This is a genomic window from Bradyrhizobium brasilense (assembly GCF_029714345.1).
GTDB classification, from domain to species: Bacteria; Pseudomonadota; Alphaproteobacteria; order Rhizobiales; family Xanthobacteraceae; genus Bradyrhizobium; species Bradyrhizobium australafricanum.
The window spans coordinates 4181229-4201297 of the sequence record NZ_CP121669.1 but is presented as its reverse complement, the minus strand read 5'-3'; the positions used below and the strand labels follow the sequence as shown (position 1 = coordinate 4201297).

The 20069-nt window shown below is 62.4% G+C and carries 23 protein-coding genes; 10 read left to right on the top strand and 13 right to left on the bottom strand.

Annotated features, from left to right (window positions below; all coding sequences use genetic code 11):
* Window positions 1–355: 355 nt before the first annotated feature.
* The 4 genes from QA635_RS19640 to psrA all read right to left on the bottom strand — a co-directional run bounded on the left by QA635_RS19640 (window position 356) and on the right by psrA (window position 5637).
* Window positions 356–1672 carry an MFS transporter gene (locus tag QA635_RS19640; RefSeq protein WP_283071120.1) on the bottom strand — a complete coding sequence of 439 codons (1317 nt, stop codon included), beginning with the start codon at window positions 1670–1672 and terminating at the stop codon, window positions 356–358.
* Between the two features lie 86 nt (window positions 1673–1758).
* Entirely contained in the window at window positions 1759–3207 is a 1449-nt protein-coding gene (phnY, locus tag QA635_RS19635; protein WP_283071119.1) for a phosphonoacetaldehyde dehydrogenase, read from the bottom strand.
* A 26-nt stretch (window positions 3208–3233) separates the two neighbouring features.
* Complete coding sequence (gene phnA, locus QA635_RS19630; RefSeq protein WP_425249195.1) at window positions 3234–4481, bottom strand: phosphonoacetate hydrolase; 1248 nt, start codon at window positions 4479–4481, stop codon at window positions 3234–3236.
* Window positions 4482–4506: 25 nt separating this feature from the next.
* Window positions 4507–5637: an iron-containing alcohol dehydrogenase PsrA gene (gene psrA, locus QA635_RS19625; protein ID WP_283071117.1), complete on the bottom strand. Its 1131-nt coding sequence runs from the start codon at window positions 5635–5637 to the stop codon at window positions 4507–4509.
* Window positions 5638–5717: 80 nt separating this feature from the next.
* Here psrA and QA635_RS19620 point away from each other — a divergent pair, with 80 nt between their 5' ends.
* Window positions 5718–6671, top strand: coding sequence for a LysR substrate-binding domain-containing protein (locus tag QA635_RS19620; protein WP_283071710.1), 954 nt, complete (start codon window positions 5718–5720; stop codon window positions 6669–6671).
* On the opposite strand, the gene QA635_RS19615 is transcribed toward QA635_RS19620, so the two are convergent.
* Genes QA635_RS19615 through QA635_RS19600 form a run of 4 tightly spaced genes read right to left on the bottom strand, consistent with a single transcriptional unit; the run spans window position 6595 to window position 9216 of the window.
* Window positions 6595–7761 (bottom strand): MFS transporter, encoded by a 1167-nt coding sequence (locus tag QA635_RS19615; protein WP_283071115.1) that lies wholly within the window; start codon window positions 7759–7761, stop codon window positions 6595–6597. The two genes, QA635_RS19620 and QA635_RS19615, sit on opposite strands and share 77 nt — an antisense overlap.
* A complete protein-coding gene (gene arsC, locus QA635_RS19610) occupies window positions 7758–8180 on the bottom strand; it encodes an arsenate reductase (glutaredoxin) (RefSeq protein ID WP_225161812.1) in 423 nt (140 codons plus the stop codon). The genes QA635_RS19615 and arsC overlap by 4 nt, the downstream gene beginning before the upstream one ends.
* Window positions 8177–8863 carry an aquaporin gene (locus QA635_RS19605; RefSeq protein WP_283071113.1) on the bottom strand — a complete coding sequence of 229 codons (687 nt, stop codon included), beginning with the start codon at window positions 8861–8863 and terminating at the stop codon, window positions 8177–8179. The genes arsC and QA635_RS19605 overlap by 4 nt, the downstream gene beginning before the upstream one ends.
* Window positions 8863–9216 (bottom strand): ArsR/SmtB family transcription factor, encoded by a 354-nt coding sequence (locus QA635_RS19600; RefSeq protein ID WP_283071107.1) that lies wholly within the window; start codon window positions 9214–9216, stop codon window positions 8863–8865. The genes QA635_RS19605 and QA635_RS19600 overlap by 1 nt, the downstream gene beginning before the upstream one ends.
* 49 nt (window positions 9217–9265) lie before the next feature.
* Here QA635_RS19600 and QA635_RS19595 point away from each other — a divergent pair, with 49 nt between their 5' ends.
* The gene (locus QA635_RS19595) at window positions 9266–9793 is read left to right on the top strand and encodes a DUF6428 family protein (protein WP_283071105.1); all 528 of its coding nucleotides are present in this window, start codon (window positions 9266–9268) and stop codon (window positions 9791–9793) included.
* Between the two features lie 495 nt (window positions 9794–10288).
* Window positions 10289–11665: a hypothetical protein gene (locus QA635_RS19590; protein WP_283071104.1), complete on the top strand. Its 1377-nt coding sequence runs from the start codon at window positions 10289–10291 to the stop codon at window positions 11663–11665.
* A gap of 24 nt (window positions 11666–11689) precedes the next feature.
* On the opposite strand, the gene QA635_RS19585 is transcribed toward QA635_RS19590, so the two are convergent.
* Window positions 11690–11902 (bottom strand): hypothetical protein, encoded by a 213-nt coding sequence (locus QA635_RS19585; protein WP_283071102.1) that lies wholly within the window; start codon window positions 11900–11902, stop codon window positions 11690–11692.
* Between the two features lie 83 nt (window positions 11903–11985).
* A complete protein-coding gene (locus QA635_RS19580; protein WP_283071100.1) occupies window positions 11986–12312 on the bottom strand; it encodes a helix-turn-helix transcriptional regulator in 327 nt (108 codons plus the stop codon).
* Between the two features lie 516 nt (window positions 12313–12828).
* On the opposite strand from QA635_RS19580, the gene QA635_RS19575 reads away from it, so the two are divergent.
* Both QA635_RS19575 and QA635_RS19570 read left to right on the top strand, forming a co-directional pair.
* Window positions 12829–14028 carry a hypothetical protein gene (locus tag QA635_RS19575; RefSeq protein WP_283071099.1) on the top strand — a complete coding sequence of 400 codons (1200 nt, stop codon included), beginning with the start codon at window positions 12829–12831 and terminating at the stop codon, window positions 14026–14028.
* Complete coding sequence (locus QA635_RS19570) at window positions 14012–14380, top strand: hypothetical protein (protein WP_283071097.1); 369 nt, start codon at window positions 14012–14014, stop codon at window positions 14378–14380. Before QA635_RS19575 ends, QA635_RS19570 begins: the two co-directional genes overlap by 17 nt.
* 428 nt (window positions 14381–14808) lie before the next feature.
* On the opposite strand, the gene QA635_RS19565 is transcribed toward QA635_RS19570, so the two are convergent.
* Window positions 14809–14964: a hypothetical protein gene (locus tag QA635_RS19565; RefSeq protein WP_283071096.1), complete on the bottom strand. Its 156-nt coding sequence runs from the start codon at window positions 14962–14964 to the stop codon at window positions 14809–14811.
* A 114-nt stretch (window positions 14965–15078) separates the two neighbouring features.
* On the opposite strand from QA635_RS19565, the gene QA635_RS19560 reads away from it, so the two are divergent.
* Both QA635_RS19560 and QA635_RS19555 read left to right on the top strand, forming a co-directional pair.
* Window positions 15079–16197 carry a hypothetical protein gene (locus QA635_RS19560; protein ID WP_283071093.1) on the top strand — a complete coding sequence of 373 codons (1119 nt, stop codon included), beginning with the start codon at window positions 15079–15081 and terminating at the stop codon, window positions 16195–16197.
* A 246-nt stretch (window positions 16198–16443) separates the two neighbouring features.
* On the top strand, window positions 16444–16725 hold the full coding sequence (locus QA635_RS19555) for a hypothetical protein (protein WP_283071091.1): 282 nt from the start codon (window positions 16444–16446) through the stop codon (window positions 16723–16725).
* A 990-nt stretch (window positions 16726–17715) separates the two neighbouring features.
* Here QA635_RS19555 and QA635_RS19550 read toward each other — a convergent pair.
* Entirely contained in the window at window positions 17716–17928 is a 213-nt protein-coding gene (locus QA635_RS19550; RefSeq protein WP_283071090.1) for a hypothetical protein, read from the bottom strand.
* Between the two features lie 592 nt (window positions 17929–18520).
* Between QA635_RS19550 and QA635_RS19545 the strand changes: the two genes are divergently transcribed.
* Window positions 18521–18700 (top strand): hypothetical protein, encoded by a 180-nt coding sequence (locus QA635_RS19545; RefSeq protein ID WP_283071084.1) that lies wholly within the window; start codon window positions 18521–18523, stop codon window positions 18698–18700.
* 364 nt (window positions 18701–19064) lie between these two features.
* A complete protein-coding gene (locus tag QA635_RS19540) occupies window positions 19065–19241 on the top strand; it encodes a hypothetical protein (RefSeq protein ID WP_283071083.1) in 177 nt (58 codons plus the stop codon).
* A gap of 23 nt (window positions 19242–19264) precedes the next feature.
* Here QA635_RS19540 and QA635_RS19535 read toward each other — a convergent pair whose 3' ends face one another.
* The gene (locus QA635_RS19535) at window positions 19265–19450 is read right to left on the bottom strand and encodes a hypothetical protein (protein WP_283071082.1); all 186 of its coding nucleotides are present in this window, start codon (window positions 19448–19450) and stop codon (window positions 19265–19267) included.
* 381 nt (window positions 19451–19831) lie between these two features.
* Here QA635_RS19535 and QA635_RS19530 point away from each other — a divergent pair, with 381 nt between their 5' ends.
* Complete coding sequence (locus QA635_RS19530) at window positions 19832–20053, top strand: hypothetical protein (RefSeq protein ID WP_283071081.1); 222 nt, start codon at window positions 19832–19834, stop codon at window positions 20051–20053.
* Window positions 20054–20069 lie beyond the last annotated feature (16 nt).

Here is a 20069-nt window from a genome sequence, read left to right as displayed (position 1 = left end):
GTTTTGCCCTGCCGCGCCCCTCGTCCTTGACGGTCGCTGGCCTCTCCTGCCCTGCGCGAAGTCTGCTTCAAGGCGTCAAAAGCGACAAGCACATTTTGTATTCTGCATACAATTTTTTATATCATGTTGATATTACGTGAAATTTATTCTTCCGTGCATTGATTTTGGTCAACCGGTGATGAGGGATTGAGCGTCAGGTCATCCCGTTCGAGCCGGCAATTTCAGGGAATTCATCCCGGCGTTGCGGCACCGGCGATCGCACGCACAACGGCGTTCTGCTCATTCCAAAAACAGTGGTCCGCGCTTCCCACCGGAAGCGCGGACCTGTGGTGAGCCGCTGAATGCGGATCGTTCGTCAGCGGCGGATGAAGGCCGCAACCACCGCGCTGGAGGTCGCGCAGACAGCGACCACCAGGAACACCAGCGATGTCTGGTTATGCTTGTCCATGAAGTGGCCGATCATCGGCTCGCCGAGACCTGCGAACAGATAGGCGAAGAAGTTCATCACCCCGGTTGCGGTCCCTGCCCGCTTGTGGCCGACCAGATCGGGGCACAGCGCCCAGAACGAGGATTGCGGGCCGTAGGTGAAGAAGCCGCACAGGAACAGCACGATCATCCCGAGAACGACGTCCGAGGTCGGGATCGCGTACATGCACAGCGAGGTGACCGCGGCGAGCGCCATGTAGAGCACGATGGCGAGGTAGCGGCGCGAGCCGAACACCTTGTCCGAGACCCAGCCATTGCTGAACGCGCCGACCGCCATGCCGACCGGCAGCGCGATGCTGATCCAGCGCGGATCGATCACCGAGGCGGCGCCGGCCTTGGCCCAGTTGCTGCCGAGGAAGTGCACAGGCACCCACACCAAGAGGCCGTAACGCGCCGCGTTCTGGAAGCCGATCGCAACGCCGGCGACCAAAAGACGCCAGTTCGACAGCACCGCCTTGTAGCGCGCCAGCGAGCCCTCATCGGCGCTGACCGCGGCTTCGCTTGCAGCGACATCGTCGGCCTCGTCATGCGGCGAGGCAAAGCCCATGTCCTCGGGCTTCTCGCGCGCGATCAGATAGAACGCGATGCCGCCGAGCAGCAGCAGCGCGACCGGGATGCGGAAGATCCAGCGCCAGTCGAGCTGGAAGTAGCCGATCACGACCAGCGAGGTGACGAACGACAGCACCGAGGCGAGACCGGCCGCGAATGTATAGAGCCCGTAGACCGTGCCGCGCTCGTGGCGGCCCCACCAGTTCGACAGCAGCCGGCTGCCCGGCGCCCATCCCATCGACTGGAAATAGCCGTTGATGCCCCAGAACGCGGTGAGGCTGACGATGCCGGTCGAGAAGCTGGTGGCCCAGTTCATGATGAAGGAGAGGATCGCGCCGGCGCTCATCACGCGGCGGCCGCCGAACTTGTCGCCGAGATTGCCGTTGATCGCCTGCCCGACCGCGTAGCACCAGAGCAGCGCCGCGCTGGCCCAGCCCAGCGCCTCCTTGGTGACGCCGAACTCGGCCTGGATGCCGGGGATGGCGAAGCCGAAGGTTTGCCGCCCGGTGTAGAAGAACAGATAGCAGAACATCGCCGCGAACAGCATCCGCCACTGCGCGCGGCGGAACGACGTCGCAAGCTCCGGATTCTGCACTCCGACCGAGCCGACGCCCGACGGACTGAACGTGATCGACATTGAGGCCTCCCCTTTGTTTGGTTGATCGCAGTCGGCCGCCGCGTTGTTCTTGTTGTCCGCGTGCGGCCCTCGTCGAACGCGCTGCTCTAGACCGGCCAGGGCAGCGAATAGGTCTTGACGTTGGTGAAGCTCTTGATCGCCTCCTGCACGCCTTCCTTGTAGCCAAGGCCGGAGTCCTTGATCCCGCCGAACGGCGACATCTCGATCCGGTAGCCCGGCACTTCCCAGACGTTGACGGTGCCGACGTCGAGCTCATTGACGAACCGCGTGATGTAGTCGAGCCGGTTGGTGCAGACGCCCGACGACAGGCCGAACGCGGTCGCGTTCGAGATCCGGATCACGCTGTCGATGTCGTTGGGCACGCGGATGATCGGGATCACAGGTCCGAAGGTCTCCTGCATCACCAGCTCGCTGGTGTAGGGAATCCGGTCGACCACGGTCGGCGGATAGAGCGCGCCGTCGCGAGCGTTGCCGTGCAGCAGCTCGGCGCCGTCGGCGACGGCGGCATTGACGCGGCGCTCGAATTCCTTCGCCGCGCCCTCATGGATCACGGTGCCGACGTCGACCGTCGGGTCCATGGGGTCGCCGCACTTCAGCTTGCGTGCCTTCGTCAGCACCAGCGCGGCGAAATCGTCGGCGACCGCCTCGACGCAGAGAATGCGCTTCACCGCCGTGCAACGCTGGCCGGAATTCTTGGTGGCGCCGGTGACCGCGAGCTCGGCCGCCCTGTCGAGGTCGGCGTCCTCCATCACGATCAGCGGATCGTTGCCGCCGAGCTCGAGCACCAGGCGCTTGTAGCCCGCCTTGCCGGCGATGTGCTTGCCGACCCTGACCGAGCCGGTGAAGGTGACGAGATCGGCGTCCGGATCGGTGATCATCGCATCGCCCATCGAATGCGGATTGCCGGTCACCACCGACAGCATCTCCGGCGGCAGCCCGGCCTCGTAGAGCACGTCGGCGAGCGCGAGCGCTGTCAGCGGCGTCAGCTCGGTCGGCTTCAGCACCACGCGGTTGTTGGTCGCGATTGCGGGGGCGATCTTGTGGCTCACCATGTTGAGCGGATGGTTGAACGGCGTGATCGCCGAGATCGCACCGAGCAGCGGCGTGCGCGTCGTGAAGATCTTGCGCGCCTTGCCCTGCGGGCTAATGTCGCAGGAGAACGTCTCGCCGTCGTCCTTGATCGCGAGCTGGCCGGCAAAGGAATAGACGTCATAGGCGCGCCCGGCCTCGTAGAGCGAATCCTTCCAGCACAGGCCGGACTCGGCGGTGATCAACCGCGCGAATTCCTCCTTGCGCCCGGCCAGGATCTCGGCGGTGCGCAGCAGGATGCGCTGGCGCTCGTAGCGCGTCAGCTTCGGCTTGAACGCGGCCGCCCTGGCGAAGGCGCTGCGCACATGCTCCGGCCGCGCCGCCGGGACCGTGCCCACCACCCTGTTGGTGTAGGGATTGAAGACCTCGACATGCTCGTCGGTGTCGACGAAGCTGCCTGCGATCCGCATCTGCTCGTGGCGAACGGCCGGGCTCTGGATGTTCATGGCACTGTCCTTGGTGTCCGAATGCGTCACTGGATGCGGTTGAGCGCGACGTCGAAGGCGTCGAAATTGCGCAGGGCGTGACCGGCGGGCAGCGCGATCTTGCGGTTGGCGATCAGCGGCACGCGCTCCTCGGTCAGTCCGCCATGCGAGCGCAGCGGCTCGGTCAGGCCCGACAGATCGTGACGCGACTCGCTGGTGCCGAGCACCTTGTGCCTGGTCGAGATCACGACGATGTCGCCGATCCGGTCCGGCGGCAGCTCGAACCTGGCGCAGGCCTCGTTGCGCGTCAGCGCGACCTCGATGCCGCCGGTCGCACGCAGCCGCGACAGCAGCGTGTCGACGTTGGCGCCCTCCGGCGTGTAGATGGTCGCGAACGAGCCGAGCGAGCCGTGATGCGCGACATAGGGATCGGTGATCGGCAGGATCACGCGTGCGGCACCCGTACCCGTCCAGTCATCCATGACATCCTGAAGGTAGATCACGTCGGGCTTGCCGTCAGGCAGGAACTTGTCGTTCATGCCGTGGTCGGCGGTCGCCACGATGTTGCAGCCGAGCGCATCGAGCTTCGCAAGATAGCCGTCGATCATGGCGTAGAAGTCGTTGGCGATCTTGGTGCCGAGCCCGACCTTGTGCTGGATGTAGTCGGTGGTCGACAGGTACATCAGATCGGGACGGTAACGCTCGACCAGCTTGACGCCGGCCGCAAACACGAAGCGCGACAGATCGGCCGAGTAGACCTGGGGCAGCGGCAGGCCGACGAAGTCGAGCACATCATCGATGCCGTTGGCGGCCTTGGTGGCCTGGTCGGCCTTCTCCGACGAGAACGCGATGGCGCGGCCGCTGGAATAGTCCAGACCGTACGCAAGCAGGGTACGCAGCTTGTCCTTGGCGGTGACGGCGGCGACCTTGTAACCGGCGTCATGGACACCGGCGAGGATGGTCGGTGCGCGCAGGAATTTCGGATCGTTCATCATGACTTCGGCGTTGTTCGCCGTGTCATAGAAGTAGTTGCCGGCGATGCCATGCACCGCGGGCGGCCGTCCGGTGATGATCGAGAGGTTGTTCGGATTGGTGAAGCTCGGGATCACGCTGGCGGCATGGACATGCGCGCCCTCCTTCATGAAGCGCGCGAAGGTCGGCGCGACGCCGGCCTCGATCGCCCGCTCGATATAGCCGGGCTCCGATCCGTCGAGGCAGATCACGACGGTTGGCCGCGTCGGCGCGTCGTAACGGCGCCCATTGACGGTGATTGTCTTGCGCTTGTCTTGCATGATGCCTCTCCTTGTCACTGCGCCGTCGTCACGCGCTCACCGCGCTCGGCATCCGCAGCGTCTGCGCTGCCTCGATCAGCCGTTCCTTCGATCCCAGGAAGTTGCGGCCGCGCTCGCCCTCCAGCGAGTCCGCGATCAGCGCGTGCCATTCGTCGCGCTCGATCCTGTAGGCGGCCGGATTGCAGGAGATGCCGAGCCGCGCCATGACGTCCTCGAGATCGTCGGCCGCCCGCGCGAGGTCGGCGCCGAAGATTTGCTTCAAGCTGTCCTCGCAGAGCCCGCCTGCCCCTTTGACACTGCGCAGCACCATCGGCAGCGAGAACGAGCAGGCAATGCCGTGCTGCACGCCGTGCCGCAGGGTGATCGGATAGGACAGCGAATGCGCGATCGCGGTCTTGGTGTTGGAGAACGCAAGGCCAGCGAACAGCGCCGCCTGCGCCATGCGGCTGCGCAGCTCGAGATTGCCGAGGTCATTGGCGAGCTTCGGCAGCACGTCGAGGATGCTGCGCGCCGCGGCCACGGCGTGGTTGGCCGACACCGGGTTGTTGTTGACGTTCCAGATGCTCTCCAGCGCATGCGACAGCGCGTCGAGCCCGGTGCTGATGGTGAGGAGTTGCGGCTTGCCGAGCATCAGGCGCGGATCGATCACCGCGTGGGTCGGATAAAGCGACGGACGCGCCAACGAGTATTTCTTGCCGTTGGCCTCGTCCCAAACGGTGCCCCAGCAGGTCACCTCGCTGCCGGTGCCGGCAGTGGTCGGCACCGCGATGATCGGGATCGCCGCGAGGCGCTCGGCGCCCTGCTGCGTCTCCAGATAGGTTTTGACGGTCGCGAAGTCACCGCCGGCGGCCGCGAACACCTTGGCGGAGTCGATCACCGAGCCGCCGCCGAGCGCGACGATCACCTCGGGCTGCCTCGCGAGCCCGGCAAAGCGCGCGGTCTGTTCGGTGAGCAGGCGGTAGTCCGGATTGGGCGCGACGTCGCGAATGGTCAGGACAGATGGTCCCGCCGCGGCGCGCAGCCGCCGCTCCAGCTCGTCGAAGACCGGCTCGCCATAGGTCACGAGCGCGTAGGCGCGCTTGCCGATCAGTCCCGGCAGCTTGTCGAAGCTGCCGGCTCCGAATTCGATCCTCACCGGGTTGGAATAAGTCCAGTCCATCAGCGCGTCCTCCGTTTGGTGCGAAGGTACGGCGCCGGCTGCTATTGACAAATTCATTATACGGATGCGTTCTATTGATTATGTCAATAGTGTTCAGCCAGCTTCGCGCCTTCCACGCGGTCGCCACCCATGGCGGCTTCACCGCGGCCTCGCGCGTGCTCAACGTCGGGCAGCCGACGCTGACCATCCAGGTCAAGGAACTGGAGGAGAGCTACGGCGTCGAGCTTTTGATCCGGAAGCCGCGGCACACCGAACTCACCGAAGCCGGCGCCGCGCTGTTCGAGATCACCCGCGGCATCATGACGTTCTGCGACGAGGCCCACGACCTCCTGGCCGCGCACGGCAAGGCGACCAAGGGCCATCTGCGCGTCGCGACCGTCGGGCCGTTTCATGCCACCGAGATCATCGCGGCCTTCAAGCGCGATCATCCGGAGGTGCAGATCTCGACCCTGCTCGGCAATTCCGAACGCACCTTCCGCCACATCGTCGACTTCGAGGCCGACGTCGCGATCCTGGCGGAGGTGCCGGAGGATCCGCGCGTCACCATGATCCCCTACCGCACGCACCGCGTGATCGTGTTCGTCAACCGCGATCATCCCTGGTTCAAGCGCAAGTCGGTCAGGCTGCGCGAGCTGGCAGATCAACCGATCGTGCTGCGCGAGCGCGGCTCGACCACGCGGCGCGCATTCGAGGCGACGATGCAGGCCGAGGGCATCAGGATCGAGCCGGTGTTCGAGATCGAGAGCCGCGAGGGCGTGTGGAAGGCGGTCGAGCGCGGCCTCGGCATCAGCGTCGTCGCCGACTTCGAATTCGTGCCGCACCCGAACCTGCGCGCGCTCGAGATCAGCGACCGCACCATCAAGACCCAGTACAGCATCGCCCATCACAGCGGGCGAGCCCACTCCCCGATCATCAAGGCGTTCATCGACACGGTTCGACGGATGAAGGGTCGTGATGCTACCGCGAGGGGGTCTTCGGCCCGGCCTCGAGTGCGAACAGCGCCAGCAGCGCGGCCAAGCTCAGAGCCGATGTGACCGCAAGCGTGTAGCCACCGAGCGGCGAGATCAGGAATCCGAATATGAGGGGCGCGAGGGCTTGAGACAGTCGCGACGGCGCGCCGAGCAGTCCCAGGCGGTAGCCGTAATCCTTCGGACCGAATATCGCCAGCGGCAGCGTGCCGCGCGCGATCGTCAGGATTCCATTCCCTGCACCGTGCAACAGCGCGAACACCCCCGCGAAGCCACCGCCGAACAGGCCGATGACGCAGGCGCCCAAGGGATGTGTGATGCAGGCCAGGCGCGCCGACCAGAGCGGGTGGAAGCGCTTCAGCAGGCTCGCTTCGACAATGCGCGCCGCCACCTGAGCCGGGCCGATCAGTGCGCCCGCCGCGATCGCCTGCGCCTGCGTCGCACCGAGCGACTCCAGAATTCGCGGCAGATGAACCGCCATCGCCGACGTCACGCTCCAGGCGGCGGCGAAGGCAAAGGCGAGCGACACCATGGCGCGGTCGATGGCAATGTGCGGCTTCGGCGTGTCGGCCGCGATCCGATGCTCCCGTTTCAGCTTGGGGATCAGGAGGCCGTTGAGCGGCAAACAGATCAGGATGTGCGCCGCAGCCCAGCCGAAACAGGTCCAGCGCCAGCCGATGGTTGCGAGCCCCCACGCACTCAGCGGCCAGCCGATCGTGCTGGCAAAGCCCGCGATCAATGTAATGCCGGTGATGGAGCGGCGGGCGGCGTTGCCGTAAATGCGCCCGAGCGCCGCGAAGGCTGCATCATACAGGCCAAGGCCCATGCCGACGCCGAGCAACAGCCAGCTCACCGCCATCGGCACGCCGCTCTGGGACAGCCCGAGCAGGATCAGCCCCGACGCCAGGATGAGGTTGGACGCGCAGAGCACTTCGCGTCCGCCCATCCGGTCGATCTGGCGGCCGACGCGCGGGCCGAGCAGCCCGGAGATCACGAGCGCCATCGAGAACGCGCCGAACAGCCAGTTGGTCGAGATGCCGAGGTCCCGCGCGATCGGATCCGCGAGGATGGCGGGCAGATAATAGCTCGACGCCCAGGCAAGGGTTTGCGTGGTCCCGAGCGCAACAATCAGGACGTTGTCTGCACGGCGGCTCATCCGGCGCGCGCACCCGGCGTCCTGGGCGGGACCACTTCTCCGTCCTCCTTGACGAATTGGCCAATGTCAGTGGCGAGAAGTTCAAGCACAGCCTCGGACGGCCGGCACAGTTTCACGCCGTTCGGCGAGACCACGATCGGCCGATTGATCAGGATCGGATGCGCGATCATGAAATCGATCAACTCGTCGTCGCTCCATTTCGGATTGGCAAGGTCGAGCGCTGCATAAGGCGTGCCTTTCTCGCGGAGCAGCGCGCGGGGCGTCATGCCCATGGCCTTGATCAGCGAGATCAGCGTGTCGCGCGCGGGCGGCGTCTTGAGATACTCGACGATCTCCGGCTCCTCCCCGCTTTGGCGGATCATGGCGAGGGCGTTGCGCGACGTCCCGCAATCGGGATTGTGGTAGATCGTGATCGTCATCGGATTGCTTCCATCTTCGTTTCGCTCTGCCGCAACAGCCACGTCATCAGCGCCAGCGCGACCATCGCCCCCAGAATCTCGGCGACGATAAATCCCGGCAGATCCTGGGCGCGGATACCGGAAAACGTATCGGTGAATGATCGCGCGATGGCAACGGCCGGGTTGGCGAAAGACGTGGACGCGGTGAACCAGTAAGCGGCCGTGATGTAGAGCCCGACCAGCCATGGGATAGCGGCCTCGCGAAACCGCACGCCACCGATGATCGTTGCGACCAGTCCGAACGCGGCAACGAATTCCGCAAACCACTGCGGGAACCCGGTCCTCGCCTTGGCGGAGAACTCCAGGAGCGGCAGGCCGAACATGGCATGCGCGACCATCGCACCTAGGATTCCCCCGAGCACCTGCGCCGCGACGTACTGCGCCGCGTGCGGCGGGCGGAGTTCGCCCTTGAGCGTGAACACCAGCGTAACCGCTGGATTGAAATGCGCGCCGGATATCGGTCCAAGGATCGTGATCAGCACCACTAGGATGGCACCGGTCGGCAGCGTATTGCCGAGCAGCGCCAGCGCCACGTCCTTGGTCAGGGTTTCTGCCATGATGCCGGAGCCAACGACGGTCGCGACCAGAAGCAACGTGCCGAGGCCTTCGGCCACAAGGCGCCGTGGCAGATCGAAATCGCGCATCAGGCGCGCGCCTTCTTCTTAGAGGGCCCGCACTGGGCGGCGACGAGCGCCGGCGCGCAGATCTCCGGGTGGCCCGCGCAGCAATCCTTCATCAGGAAGGCAATGAGGTCGCGCAAACCGGTGAAATCCGCCGAGTAGATGATCGAGCGCGCCTCGCGGCGCGGCACGATCATGCCGGCGTGCTCGAGGTCCTTCAGATGGAACGACACGTTGGATGGCGACACCTCGACCGCCTCCGCAATCGCCCCCGCGGCCATCCCCTCGGGGCCCGCCTGGACCAGCAGCCGCACGATCCGCAGCCGCGTTTCCTGCGACAGCGCAGCAAACGCGGTTCGGGCTTGACGCTCCTCCATCTTTCGATAATCCTACAATTCAATAATCGTTGAAATGAGGATAGCAGCCATGGACACGCTTGCCAATACCCGTTCGATCGTCGGCGCCCTGCTTCCGGTGGAAGAGCTGTCATCCGCGGCCCTCCTTTCCGGCCTTGAGGCGCACAAGGAGAAGCCGCTGATCTTCAGCTACGACGGCCGGGACGTCCGCCCCAGCTACCACGTGACCGAAGTCAAGACCGGTTCGTTCAGGGCACTCGATTGCGGCGCGAACCCGGAGAGCTGGAGCGAGACCTTCATTCAGCTCTGGGACATCGAGGAGGACAACCGCAGTCACATGCCGGCCGGAAAGTTTCTTGCGATCATCCGCAAGGTCGACGAGGCGGTCGGCTTCGACCCGCAAGCCCGGCTGACCTTTGAGGTGAGCGACGGTGTTCGGCCGATGCAGATCTATCGGGCGGAACGCATGGATGCCGGCGACGCGGCGATCCGGGTCCATCTCTCGGCGCGCCCGTCGAGTTGCAAGCCGCGCGACCGATGGCTCCAGGAACAGCAATCCTGCTGCGCACCGAAAGCCAAACAGCCGTGCTGCGGGTGATGGATGCTTGAACGCCTGATATGGCCAGACGTGTCACGCGGATTGGCGCTCGCGGCAAGGCCGCCCGGAAATTGCCGATCACTGAGTTGCCCGACAGGTCAAGCCTCCGAAGCAAAAATATTTCGCTTTATCCGAAGGGCAACTCAATGTATGAATAACCCGTCTCACCCGATCGAGGGGCGCTGCGCATCGTCAGGAGTGTTGCGGTGAGATGCGGTGGACGCCGAGGTCACGACCGACGACGCGTGACCGAGGTGGACGGTGAAGTCGTGTGGTCCTGACGCCAAGCCCTTTCTTCGTTGTCCAAAGGACGAATAAAGCCCATTAAGATCAAAGGCTTCGACGGCATCCGCCGGCTGGGTTTGGGCCGGCCAAATGCTGCGGGGCCCTATTAGGCCCTAGATCAAGCGATGATTGCCTGATAGCGCGTGTCGTTCCCCAACCTGCTAATTATCGGCTCATTAAACTCCAATCGTATTGGCATGGGGGACGCACTTGGGGGCACCGCTGGATCAAGCGACCAAGCTAACGGAACGCATCATCGACGAATGCCAGAAGATTAAAGGACTGGGACCTCGCGACCTCATCAAGGGAGACGAGTTCGGTCTTCCCCGATTAATTCCAGATGGCAACGGCCAAACCGTCCAGATCAACAAGGCGATTGATGAACAAATTTCCGAAGTCGCGCGCGTCCTGATGCAGGCAAGAGGTGCCAATACCAAGAACGTGAGAGACGAGGAGTGGCGACTTTGGGTAAGGTCCGCGATTGGTCCGGCCTTGATGCAAATTCAATCTTCAGAGACCCGCGAGGTGGCTGCGGCCGGTGTTGTTAGCAGGGTCGATGCGGAACTCGATGTATTGCTCTCGGGCCTTCCTGCCTGCGAATACGCCTTCGGCACCACGTTATTCGCGAGCTCCGATATGGCTAGGTTTACAATCGGGCCAGTCGTGTTTGAGCGTCGGGAAGATTGGCTAAGCAGAAAGCTTGCGGATGGAAGCATCTCGCAGATCATGTACCGGCGGATATTGCGCGCTTGGAGTGGGGCAAGATTACCTCGGCGCAAAGAGACCATCGATCACTTGAGGGAGCGAGGTATCCTCGAAACGTTAGGTCCGTGCCCGGTCGTCTGCACAGTTCAAGTAGTTGGGCACTCTGCCGAGGCTGGGCGCGAGCTAGCCCTCTCCGCTACTCGCTTGGGCTTAACCTGTATCAGCCTCATATGGGATAGGCCGTCGCGTGTGCTTGATGGTTTTAATCTACGATACGATCGGGGAATGTACCGCGAGAGCACGCTGCGCTTCGTTCCGGGAAAATTTGCGCTGCCAGGATCAAGAATTCGGGGCCGCAAGCACGGCCCTCACATGAGCAGCGGAGATTGGGCAACCGAACTTGCGACGCACTCTGCTTTCTTTACGGCCAGTGCCGAGGTCATAGAATATCTGCTCAGTGCAGACGGGCAAGTTACTCGCCCCCTCCTTATGAATGCGCTGTTGCAGTCGCTGCTTTGGTTTTACGAGGGGTGCCGAGAGGAAAACGATCTGCTTGCGATCGTCAACTTTGCCGCCGCTTTAGACGCCTTGGGCGGCGGGAAAAAAGCGAAAGCCATCTTGCAGGTTCTCGAAGCCCGGGTCGGAGTTTTGGCTAGTAGCCCAGTCTACGCAGGCGGACCAACTCTTAAAGGCGTCATTGACACAATCTACAGTGATGGTCGCAGCAGGGCCATACACGGAACGAGCGACAAGATCGGTCACGATTGGACGCAAACTCGGGGCATTGCAGAAGTTCTTGCGCGACACGCTCTCTTCGCATCCATCGAATGGGTTGGAGCAAACCCGCGCGTATCGGATGATCCCGAGTTGCTAAAAAAGTGAGTGCACGGCGGTCCGACGCGGCCATCATTTTGCTGCGGCTATAAAGCCGACCGTTTCCTTCCTCATGCGCCGCCGCTCTGTCCGGGTCGCCTTGCGCACCGTGAAGATTTCGGCACACCCGTAGTGCTTGTTATAGCTGGCTTGAATGTGATTTTTGATCTCGACGGCTCGTGCAAAAGTGTCAGCGGGAAAGACCGAGATAAGCTGCTGGTCACCGGATAGAACTGCATAGTCCATTGCTTTGCTCCTTTCTCAATCCTCTTCGGACTGGGGGTGACGGTCGCGCCATACGGACCATCGCTGCCGCGTCGGCAGTGCTGCTAAATCCGATGGCGCTGAGCTTCGCCCCGACCTCGGCGCGGATCGAATTCGTCGACGGTCTCTTGCCAACGCACAATCTGATCTTCGTACCAAACTCGGCGGTTCGGCGAGATGTAGGTCGATTTAGGAAACCGGCCTGCCTTCTCCATTCGGTAAAGTGTGGTCCGTCCCACCGGGATGATCTCAAGGACCTGCTTTTCGTTCAGCATGCGCCGAGGCCGAGGCGCGTTGTCCAGTTCGCCGTTTCTCGTCTCGGCTTCATGCTGGTCCGTCGTCGCCTCTCGCGCTCCATTGCAAGCGCGCTCCGCTAACTCTGTACTGCTCATGACGGGCACCAACCTCCCGGTGGGGCACCGGGTTCATCGTCAATGTTGTTTGCTGGTGCCGCTCGCTGAGCCAAGGACTGCGAGCAGTGACGCCAAGGCAAGGGCAAGTGTCCATCGCCCTTTGATCCATCAATCTCAATCCACCTCGGCGGCGCCGTCAATGTTCCTGTTTGAAAAAGCGGGCAAAGAGGAACCACGCGGCGAAGCATTGGAGAAGATTGATTTACGCAATTGCTCGACAGAGATCGCGGTTTACACCGTGACAAGAGCGAAAAGCGTCCTAGCATAACGCGACTGCTTCGCGCTGAGGATTTGCGAACAGCCCCATGACAACATGATCGGTCTCTGGCTGCGCCCCATCCGTCGTTAAGGCCGCCCCCGATCAATGCACGCGTCAATCTATGACTACACGCGCAACCGCACCAACCGAGCAAAAGAAAACCCGCGCCACGGTCCGCCACCGGGCGCGGGGATTTTCGCATTTGCTGACCACGATCTGCTGGAAAGGACCGACCGATGGACAACACGACGAAAGTTATCGCGCGCCCTGATCACGCGCAAGGCCGTCATGCCGAGATTGCACACCGCTACGCTTGGCAGGCCCAGCAACGGCGCAACCGGGAGGATGACAAGCCCGACCGATCCCGATTGATCACGCTGATCCGCCTTCGCGAACTGGAGCGGCTGTTCAAGGGCCGCTATGGCCGCTTTCTGCCAGACGACGACGCCGGCATGGATGACCTCACCATCGTTGCTCACCACATCGTCTTTCTGGGCGGTGAAATCGTGGAGCATATCGTCGCTTGGGCGCGTGCTTGGGCACCTTGGTTGCCGGCGCGTGATGCCAAGCTGCTTGCCGAGCGGATCGCAGCGGAACCGCGCAAATGGTTGGCCGACGCCCTGGCGTGGCGACTGCGCCTGACGATGGCCGAGCGGACGGTGCTCAAGATCACGACCATCGGCGCCTTCGACACCAGCAAGGCGGAACGTGAGGCGATCCAGAAGGAACGGAAGTGCGAGCGCGAGCGCGCGCGTCGGGCCAAGAGCCGCACTGGAAGTCCGCGCGGCCGGCCTCGGAAAAATGCGTGCCATGCAGGGAGAGATACTATTGCTGGGCACGGATTTTCGCCGAAGGAAAGTGCTTTGGCGCGGGAGGCGTCGGAGATCGCCCACGATCCCGCCGCTTCAAAAGACGAAAATCAAATCGACACCGTCCGCGCGGATGGATGGCAGTTGCTTTCGGTTGAGGAAGGCCCGACGGCGGAAGTTCCTTCGCCGACTTCCCGCGCCGCGTCACCGCACCAACCCAGCATATCGAGCCCGCCGCCGCGCGAGGTGATCGAGCGGGCGGCCGAGATGGCGCGCGATCACCACACCAGCAGCTTCCGGAACATGATTGGCCCGTGCGAGGCCGAGCGCCTGCTAACGCGCTGGTGGCCGGGTTATGTGCGCGGCCAGATCGCGAGCGGGAAGCGCTACTACGGCGGCTTTGCCCCGACGCGCGACCTTCGCAATTGGAGCTTCGCTTTCCGCACCGTTCTCGATCGCGAATATGATGCGCGGCACCGGCACCTTTCGAGCCGCGAGAAATGGAAGCGCGAGCAGAACGACCGGCAGCGGCGGCGGCACGGCGAGCAGATTGTCGCCGAGCACAGGCGTGAACGCGATCTATACGCGCCGCAGAGTAAGGGAAAGCTTCATGACTGTTCGGATTAACGTCGCCACGCTCTCGGCGTCCGAGTTGGCCGACGTGCGGGAACAACTGCGGACCAAACCGGGCGGGCGGACGGCAGAAACGAAGGCGGCGCTTGCCGAGCGGGATCGGTTGATCCGCGAACTGGCGCGGCGGTTCCATTCCGGCCTCAGCCGCAACGCGCAGGCCGAGGCGATCCATCGCGAATTGTCTCGCTACAGCGGCAGCGAATGGATAAGGACGTGCGCCGACGAAACCTGTCGGCACCGCGACGAACGCCGCGCGCTGGTCTGGCAAATTCTTCGGCTGCGCGGCGGTCGCGCGCCAAAAGTGAGGCTGCTCGACGATATCCTCGCCTACCGCACGCGGCGATAGCTAAACCCGGCGGTTTCCGCCGGGTTTAGCGCGAATGGGCGAGGACTTGACTGGCGACTAAACCCGCTAGTTTCTAGCGCCTTTTCTTTCTTGCCGGTGCGCTTGGTAACTGCGGAGTTGTCCGCAGTTACTTTCCGCGCTCTGGCGACAGTCTTGTCGCTCACGCCGATCTCGGCCGCTATCGCGCGGTCCGACATCTGCGGGTTCGCGGAGACAGCCGCAACGCCAGCGCCATCTTGTCCCGATCGATGACGGTCCCAGTCTCGCCTTTGATGCAGAATTTCTTCCGCCAGCGATGCGCGGTCAGGTCGCCGGGGTCAGCGTCGCGCAAACTCGATTTCAGTTCTGAAATCGTGTCTTGATCTTTACCCTTTCGCCGCGAGGGCTGTCGCTAGACGACATAGATGCCCTTTTTACCTTTACTAGCGCTAGTACAGGTCTGAGGCTTGAACTCCGCGTTCCAAATGCGCGACCACGCCATCCCGCCAGACGACATACTCCGCCTGCGCGGTGATCTTCGTCTCGATCGCGGCGGACAGCTTGCCGGGGTCCTTTGCCCGCGTCCATTCGGAGAAGCCGCCCATGCGGCTCTTGCCGCCATCGTGGACAGACGCTCGATCCTTTGCAGCGAGCTACCGGGGTTTCGCTGCAAACGAAACGTGGTTCGATCACGGTATCGATCATCGAGCGAGGGCGTTATGGCAAACAATCAGCAGAATTTTGGCTTTGGCGGCAGGCCGCACTTTCGGAACGAGAGCGTGCCGCTGTCACCCACCGGCAACGTTGTTGCCAGCCCATTGCCCGGCATGATGATGACGATCAACGCCGCCGATGCGCTGAACGTGCTGCCGCCGGCAGCGCGCGAGAAGGTCGAGGGCATAAAGCTCCGACGCGAAGAACTCGGCGCGCTGTATCGCGAGAGCTTCGCGAGCGAGCAGGCGACGCGGGCCGAAATTTTCCAGATCGAGGCGCGCATTCGCGGATTGCAAAAGCCGCGCGGCGACGGCGGCCCTGATCTCGATAGCGATGATTTTCGGGTCGTCACCGAGCAAAAGCGGCTGGACCGGGCGCGCGCCGATCTCAACCGGCTACTTGCCGCGCGAGAGCCGCGCGAAGCAGAGAGCACGCTCCTCGGCCGATTGCTTCAAAATATCGAGGCGGCAATTGCCGCACGTCCCGCCGGGACCATCGGCGCGATGGTCGAGATCGATGTGCCGGCGGTGAAAGATGTCCTCGGTGCTGTCGAAGCCAAACGTCGCCGGTTGCGCGAGCTTGAGAGCGATCTCGCGCGCTGCCGCCACGCACCGCACCCGAGTGCAGATCGGAAGCGGGCGATGATTGCTCAAGTCGAGGCGCTGGCGGAGCAAGGGCGGCCGGACGTGACCGGATCGATCGAGCACGCCGAACCGATCGGTTTTCCGGCCCAAAGCCGTCAGGTCGAAATTCACAACGTTCCTGGCGGCGGCGCCATCGGATTTTCTGAGCAGCCCAATTCCATCGGACTGATCGCGTGGCTGTTCAAGGACGCGCTAATCGCCGCGCTCGACCGCGAGATCGACGAGGCCGCCGACGATGGCGAGGCACTGACGATCGAGCAGCGCCGCGAGCGGGAGACCGAAATTCTGCGCGACATGCTGGCGACCGCGCGCGAAGAAGTCATGCTAGTCGATCGCGCGGAAAAGCAGGGCCAACACGTCGCCCACCGCGCCGACATCGATCCGCTGGCGTTGTTGCAAATCGCGTGGATCGCAGCGCCGCCGGCGGTCCCTCAGGAGGGCGCCGGCGAAGCCGGTCTCGTTCGCACTGTTGGCCTCTGACACACTCGGATGCGCTGCCGCCACGCATCGGCACGGTGGCGCGGACAGCCCGGCGGGTGGACATCTATGCTGCTGCCCATCCGCCGGGAGCCGGTCTCCACCACAAAGGCGCTCATGAGGTCCGCTGCGCCTCTGATCGCGGCGCAATGGTGAACCTCACCAGAGGTCGAAGGTCAGGCCAACAGGCGACACCGCAAGTGCATCCTGATATGAGGAGGCTACTACCGCCTTAGCCATGGGGTTCATATGATAACCGACCGAAACGCGCTGTCCGTTGATGTCGAATACGTCATTGATGCGAATGGCGCGAAGACGGTTCTGGTGGTCGAGACTAACTTGCAGCTAGACCCACCCGAAATCGATTTTGACAAGGCGGCAGTGGACGCGCTTTGCTCTGACCTAGAGCGGCATCGTGCGTCAAATCCCTACATCGACGCTATCCGGCTCGTGCGCAGACGGCTCGGGCCAACCGAGCCGATCACGGTAACCGGAACACTCGGCGAACACCAAATTAAGACCAGCCCCTGACCGATCTACCTCTGACCGATCTAAGGAATGGCCCAGTCCATCGGATACCCGTTGTGGGTCACAACCCGCCCACAGCAACCGAGCCGGGGACTTCCGCTTCACCTCGAAGAGCCGACGTTCATGATCGTCATACAGATCGTCAGCTATGGGCCACAACCGGACATCAACAGGACGATTTCAAAGTCATGGCAGCTTGTCGGCGGTCAACTCGTCACACGAGAAACGAACCATTGCGCCGTGCGGCCATGGCCTTTCGATCAAAAGCTGCCATCAGGACGTGGAAACCCTCGCCCTTTCGGAGGTGCCTGTTCGATACAGGTCTTCGCCCGGGCGACGATTTCCTTTGATGATAGCTCCTTGAGAATTCGATCACGTTCATTCCCAACAATATACACAAGCTGAATGAGACGTTCACGTTCACCTTCAGGCTCACGCGTATCCAACCTTCTGAAAGTCGCCGACGCGTTCTGATGGTTGATCTCAGCGTCGTTCGCTTTCTGTCGTAGCGCGGGGTCAGTTGGGACTTTGCCGGCTTCCATAAGCTTGTCCGCAACAAAGATAGTCGTCGCGCAGGTGAGATGGACGTCCTCCTGGGGAGAACAAGCCACTGCAGATAAGCTCGTAGCAGCAAGCAGAGCTAAGACTGCGCTCTTGCAGAGAGGGTTCACGGTAAATCTCGGTTATGACCGGGGGACAAAAGTGCCGACAACACACCCCACTTGTGGGTTGCAAAGCGCCACTCCGTCAACCGGGAACACGGTGAATGCTCAATTTTCCATGAACAGAGGAAGTCTGCTTCGGGTCACAAGCGGTAATGCCCTCGCGTGTCGGAGGCCTTCCGCATGGCCGCCAAAAGCTGACGTTTGCGCACCCGGATCAGGCCTCGGCCCGTCGAGCCTTTTGCCGGCGCGGTAAACGTGTTTACCCGCGTTTTCCCCGCCGGCCGCTGTAGGAGACCGGGCCGGTGATTTACACCGCACCAGTGACCATTTATGGCGACCGCGCCGCGATCGACCCGACAGCGCCGCCGAGGTCTGCCTCGGTCAGGGTCAGGCCCGCAAAGGTTCGAGCAACCGGCATCGCGCGATCCTTCATCACCTGCCGCTCCTTTTGGCGGAGCTTTCGCACCCGCGATCCGAACTTGATGCGGTCGGCACCCGACAACCGCCGCCAAATCGCCCACGCTTGATCCAGATCAGACATTCCGGCACCTCCGATCGGCGATAACTACGCCTTCACATCGGGAACCGAAACCCGGAAACGGCCGGGGCAAATATGCGAAAGGCGCGCGGTCCCGCGTACCCGCCTTTCGAGGACAGGCTCAAAGTACCTTACGGGTTCCCGAAATTGAAAAGGGGCCGTCACGCGAACGGCCCCTCTACCGGAAATCCTAAAATATTGATCTTAATGAAACTAGCCCCGGCAATGACGAATATGAGCGCGCCTTATTTCCAAATCGAATTCCGTATAAACACGGTGAGACGAAAAGCCTCTCCATGAGGCCCATTCATTGTTCTGGGATATAAAATTCTATAGGACGCCGTTCGTTCTTGACCCAAATCAACGGGCGGAACAGCGGCGATCCCAACCTCCCGACATGACACGGGACAAGGTCATTACAGTAGTTGGATACACCGTCATTGCGCTTAGCGTGCTAATCCTGATCACCGTTTTAGCGGTTTAGAGGCCCCGTGGTTCTCCGTGGGTGAACAGAGTTTCATATCTCGATTAGCGAAGGATATTGACGTGCCCTGGCGCCCCCCTCCAAATGGTTCCGGGCAGCAGGGAACCTCAAATGAAGGACATGAAGGCGCACTTGGAGAAGCTTCGGCTCGAAGCGGAAGAGTGCGAACTAATCAGCAAGCTCGCGACCAACGCGACGAAAAAGTCTCTATTCGCCAAGCTGGCGGCACATCACCGGACACTGGCCGATGAGGTCGAGCGGACGATGAATGCGCCGGGGTCGAGCACGTAGAGCGGTGGTGGCGCAAATTGCACTGGCGATCCCTCAGCATCCGGGCGTAGAGTTCCAACCCCAAACGCAGGGGTTGTGTCATGGGCAGTGACTTACCTTTTAGCGCGCTCATCGTGGCGCTCGGGCTGAGCCCCATCGCAATCGTGGCTTTTGCCCTGTTCATGTAGAAAAGCGAGGGCGCCCCAGTTGGCGCCTCTCTAATTGGCGTGCCCGCGTCGTAGAAGCGCCCGGGGCTCTCCATGCGCCAAGCAGAGTGTCGGCCACAAGACGCAGGAGCCTTTCCCGCAAGAGGAACGCGAATACGGGAACCCAAAATCCTGACCTGCGTTAAGTTCCCCGCTCAGTGCTTTTGGCGGAGGAAAGCATGTGGGACGACTACTGGTTTCGGCTCGCGAAGTTCGAGGCGATGAAACGACGAATTGAAGCTGGCAACAATCTGATCGACCAACAACTGGCGAAGTCTTACGCGGCGATACGCTTGTCGTATCAGCTATTGAAGAAGCCCGAACCCGACCGATCCCAAGGCGATGCGAGAGAGTAAGGCCGCCTCGGTTGGCGGCCCGCTCAAACGATTTCAATGGCAGCCTCTGTTCCCGGCGCAGCACGGTCGGGATCGATCCGGGCGATTTGGCGGGGCACCACTCCGGACACGATCAGCCAAGTATCCGGCTTCATGCCTTCGCCAATGACGACTGTCGCATCTTGATCCGGGAGAGCTTGCAGGGCTCGTACCAATTCGCTGACCGTCATTCCGAAGTTCCCAGAGACGCCGCCTCCGTTGGCGGCTCCTTCATCAACTGCACTCCACGATGCTACGCCGATGCTTGCTCCCCACAAGTCGAATTGCCGTGCACTAGGTTCTGTCCCAACCTGTTGAGAGGAGCACGCAGCCGAGGGGGACGGCCTTTGCATCTGTTGTTCCGACTATTGGTGGCGTCAGTTCTTCTGGGTCTTGTCGTTTGGCTGACGATGGGACCGCCGCCGAAGAATGCCCCAAAGCCCGGACCGGTCGCGCACCGAGCGCTGTAAGCGTGCCGGCGTCACTGTCCAAAGGGCTCAGCACATCTAGCGAATTTCACCGAAGACACGGTTGCCATGGTAGCCTCTCGCATCGGGCTGAGAGGGCAAGAAATGTCCACCTACCTCCGCTTGCAGATTGATGCCATGGCGCCGAAAGATGCAAACCTCATCGTAAAGGCTTACGAGCAAACGCTGCGCGCGCTCTCCGCCAGGGATGGCGATGATCCGCTCGCGGAGATGATCGCGAAGACGATCATGAAAGTCGCGCACACCGGCATACAGGACCCCGGAGAGATTTCAGCGCAGGCGATTAGAGAACTCGAAATTCGATAGCCATCGCGGCCATCGA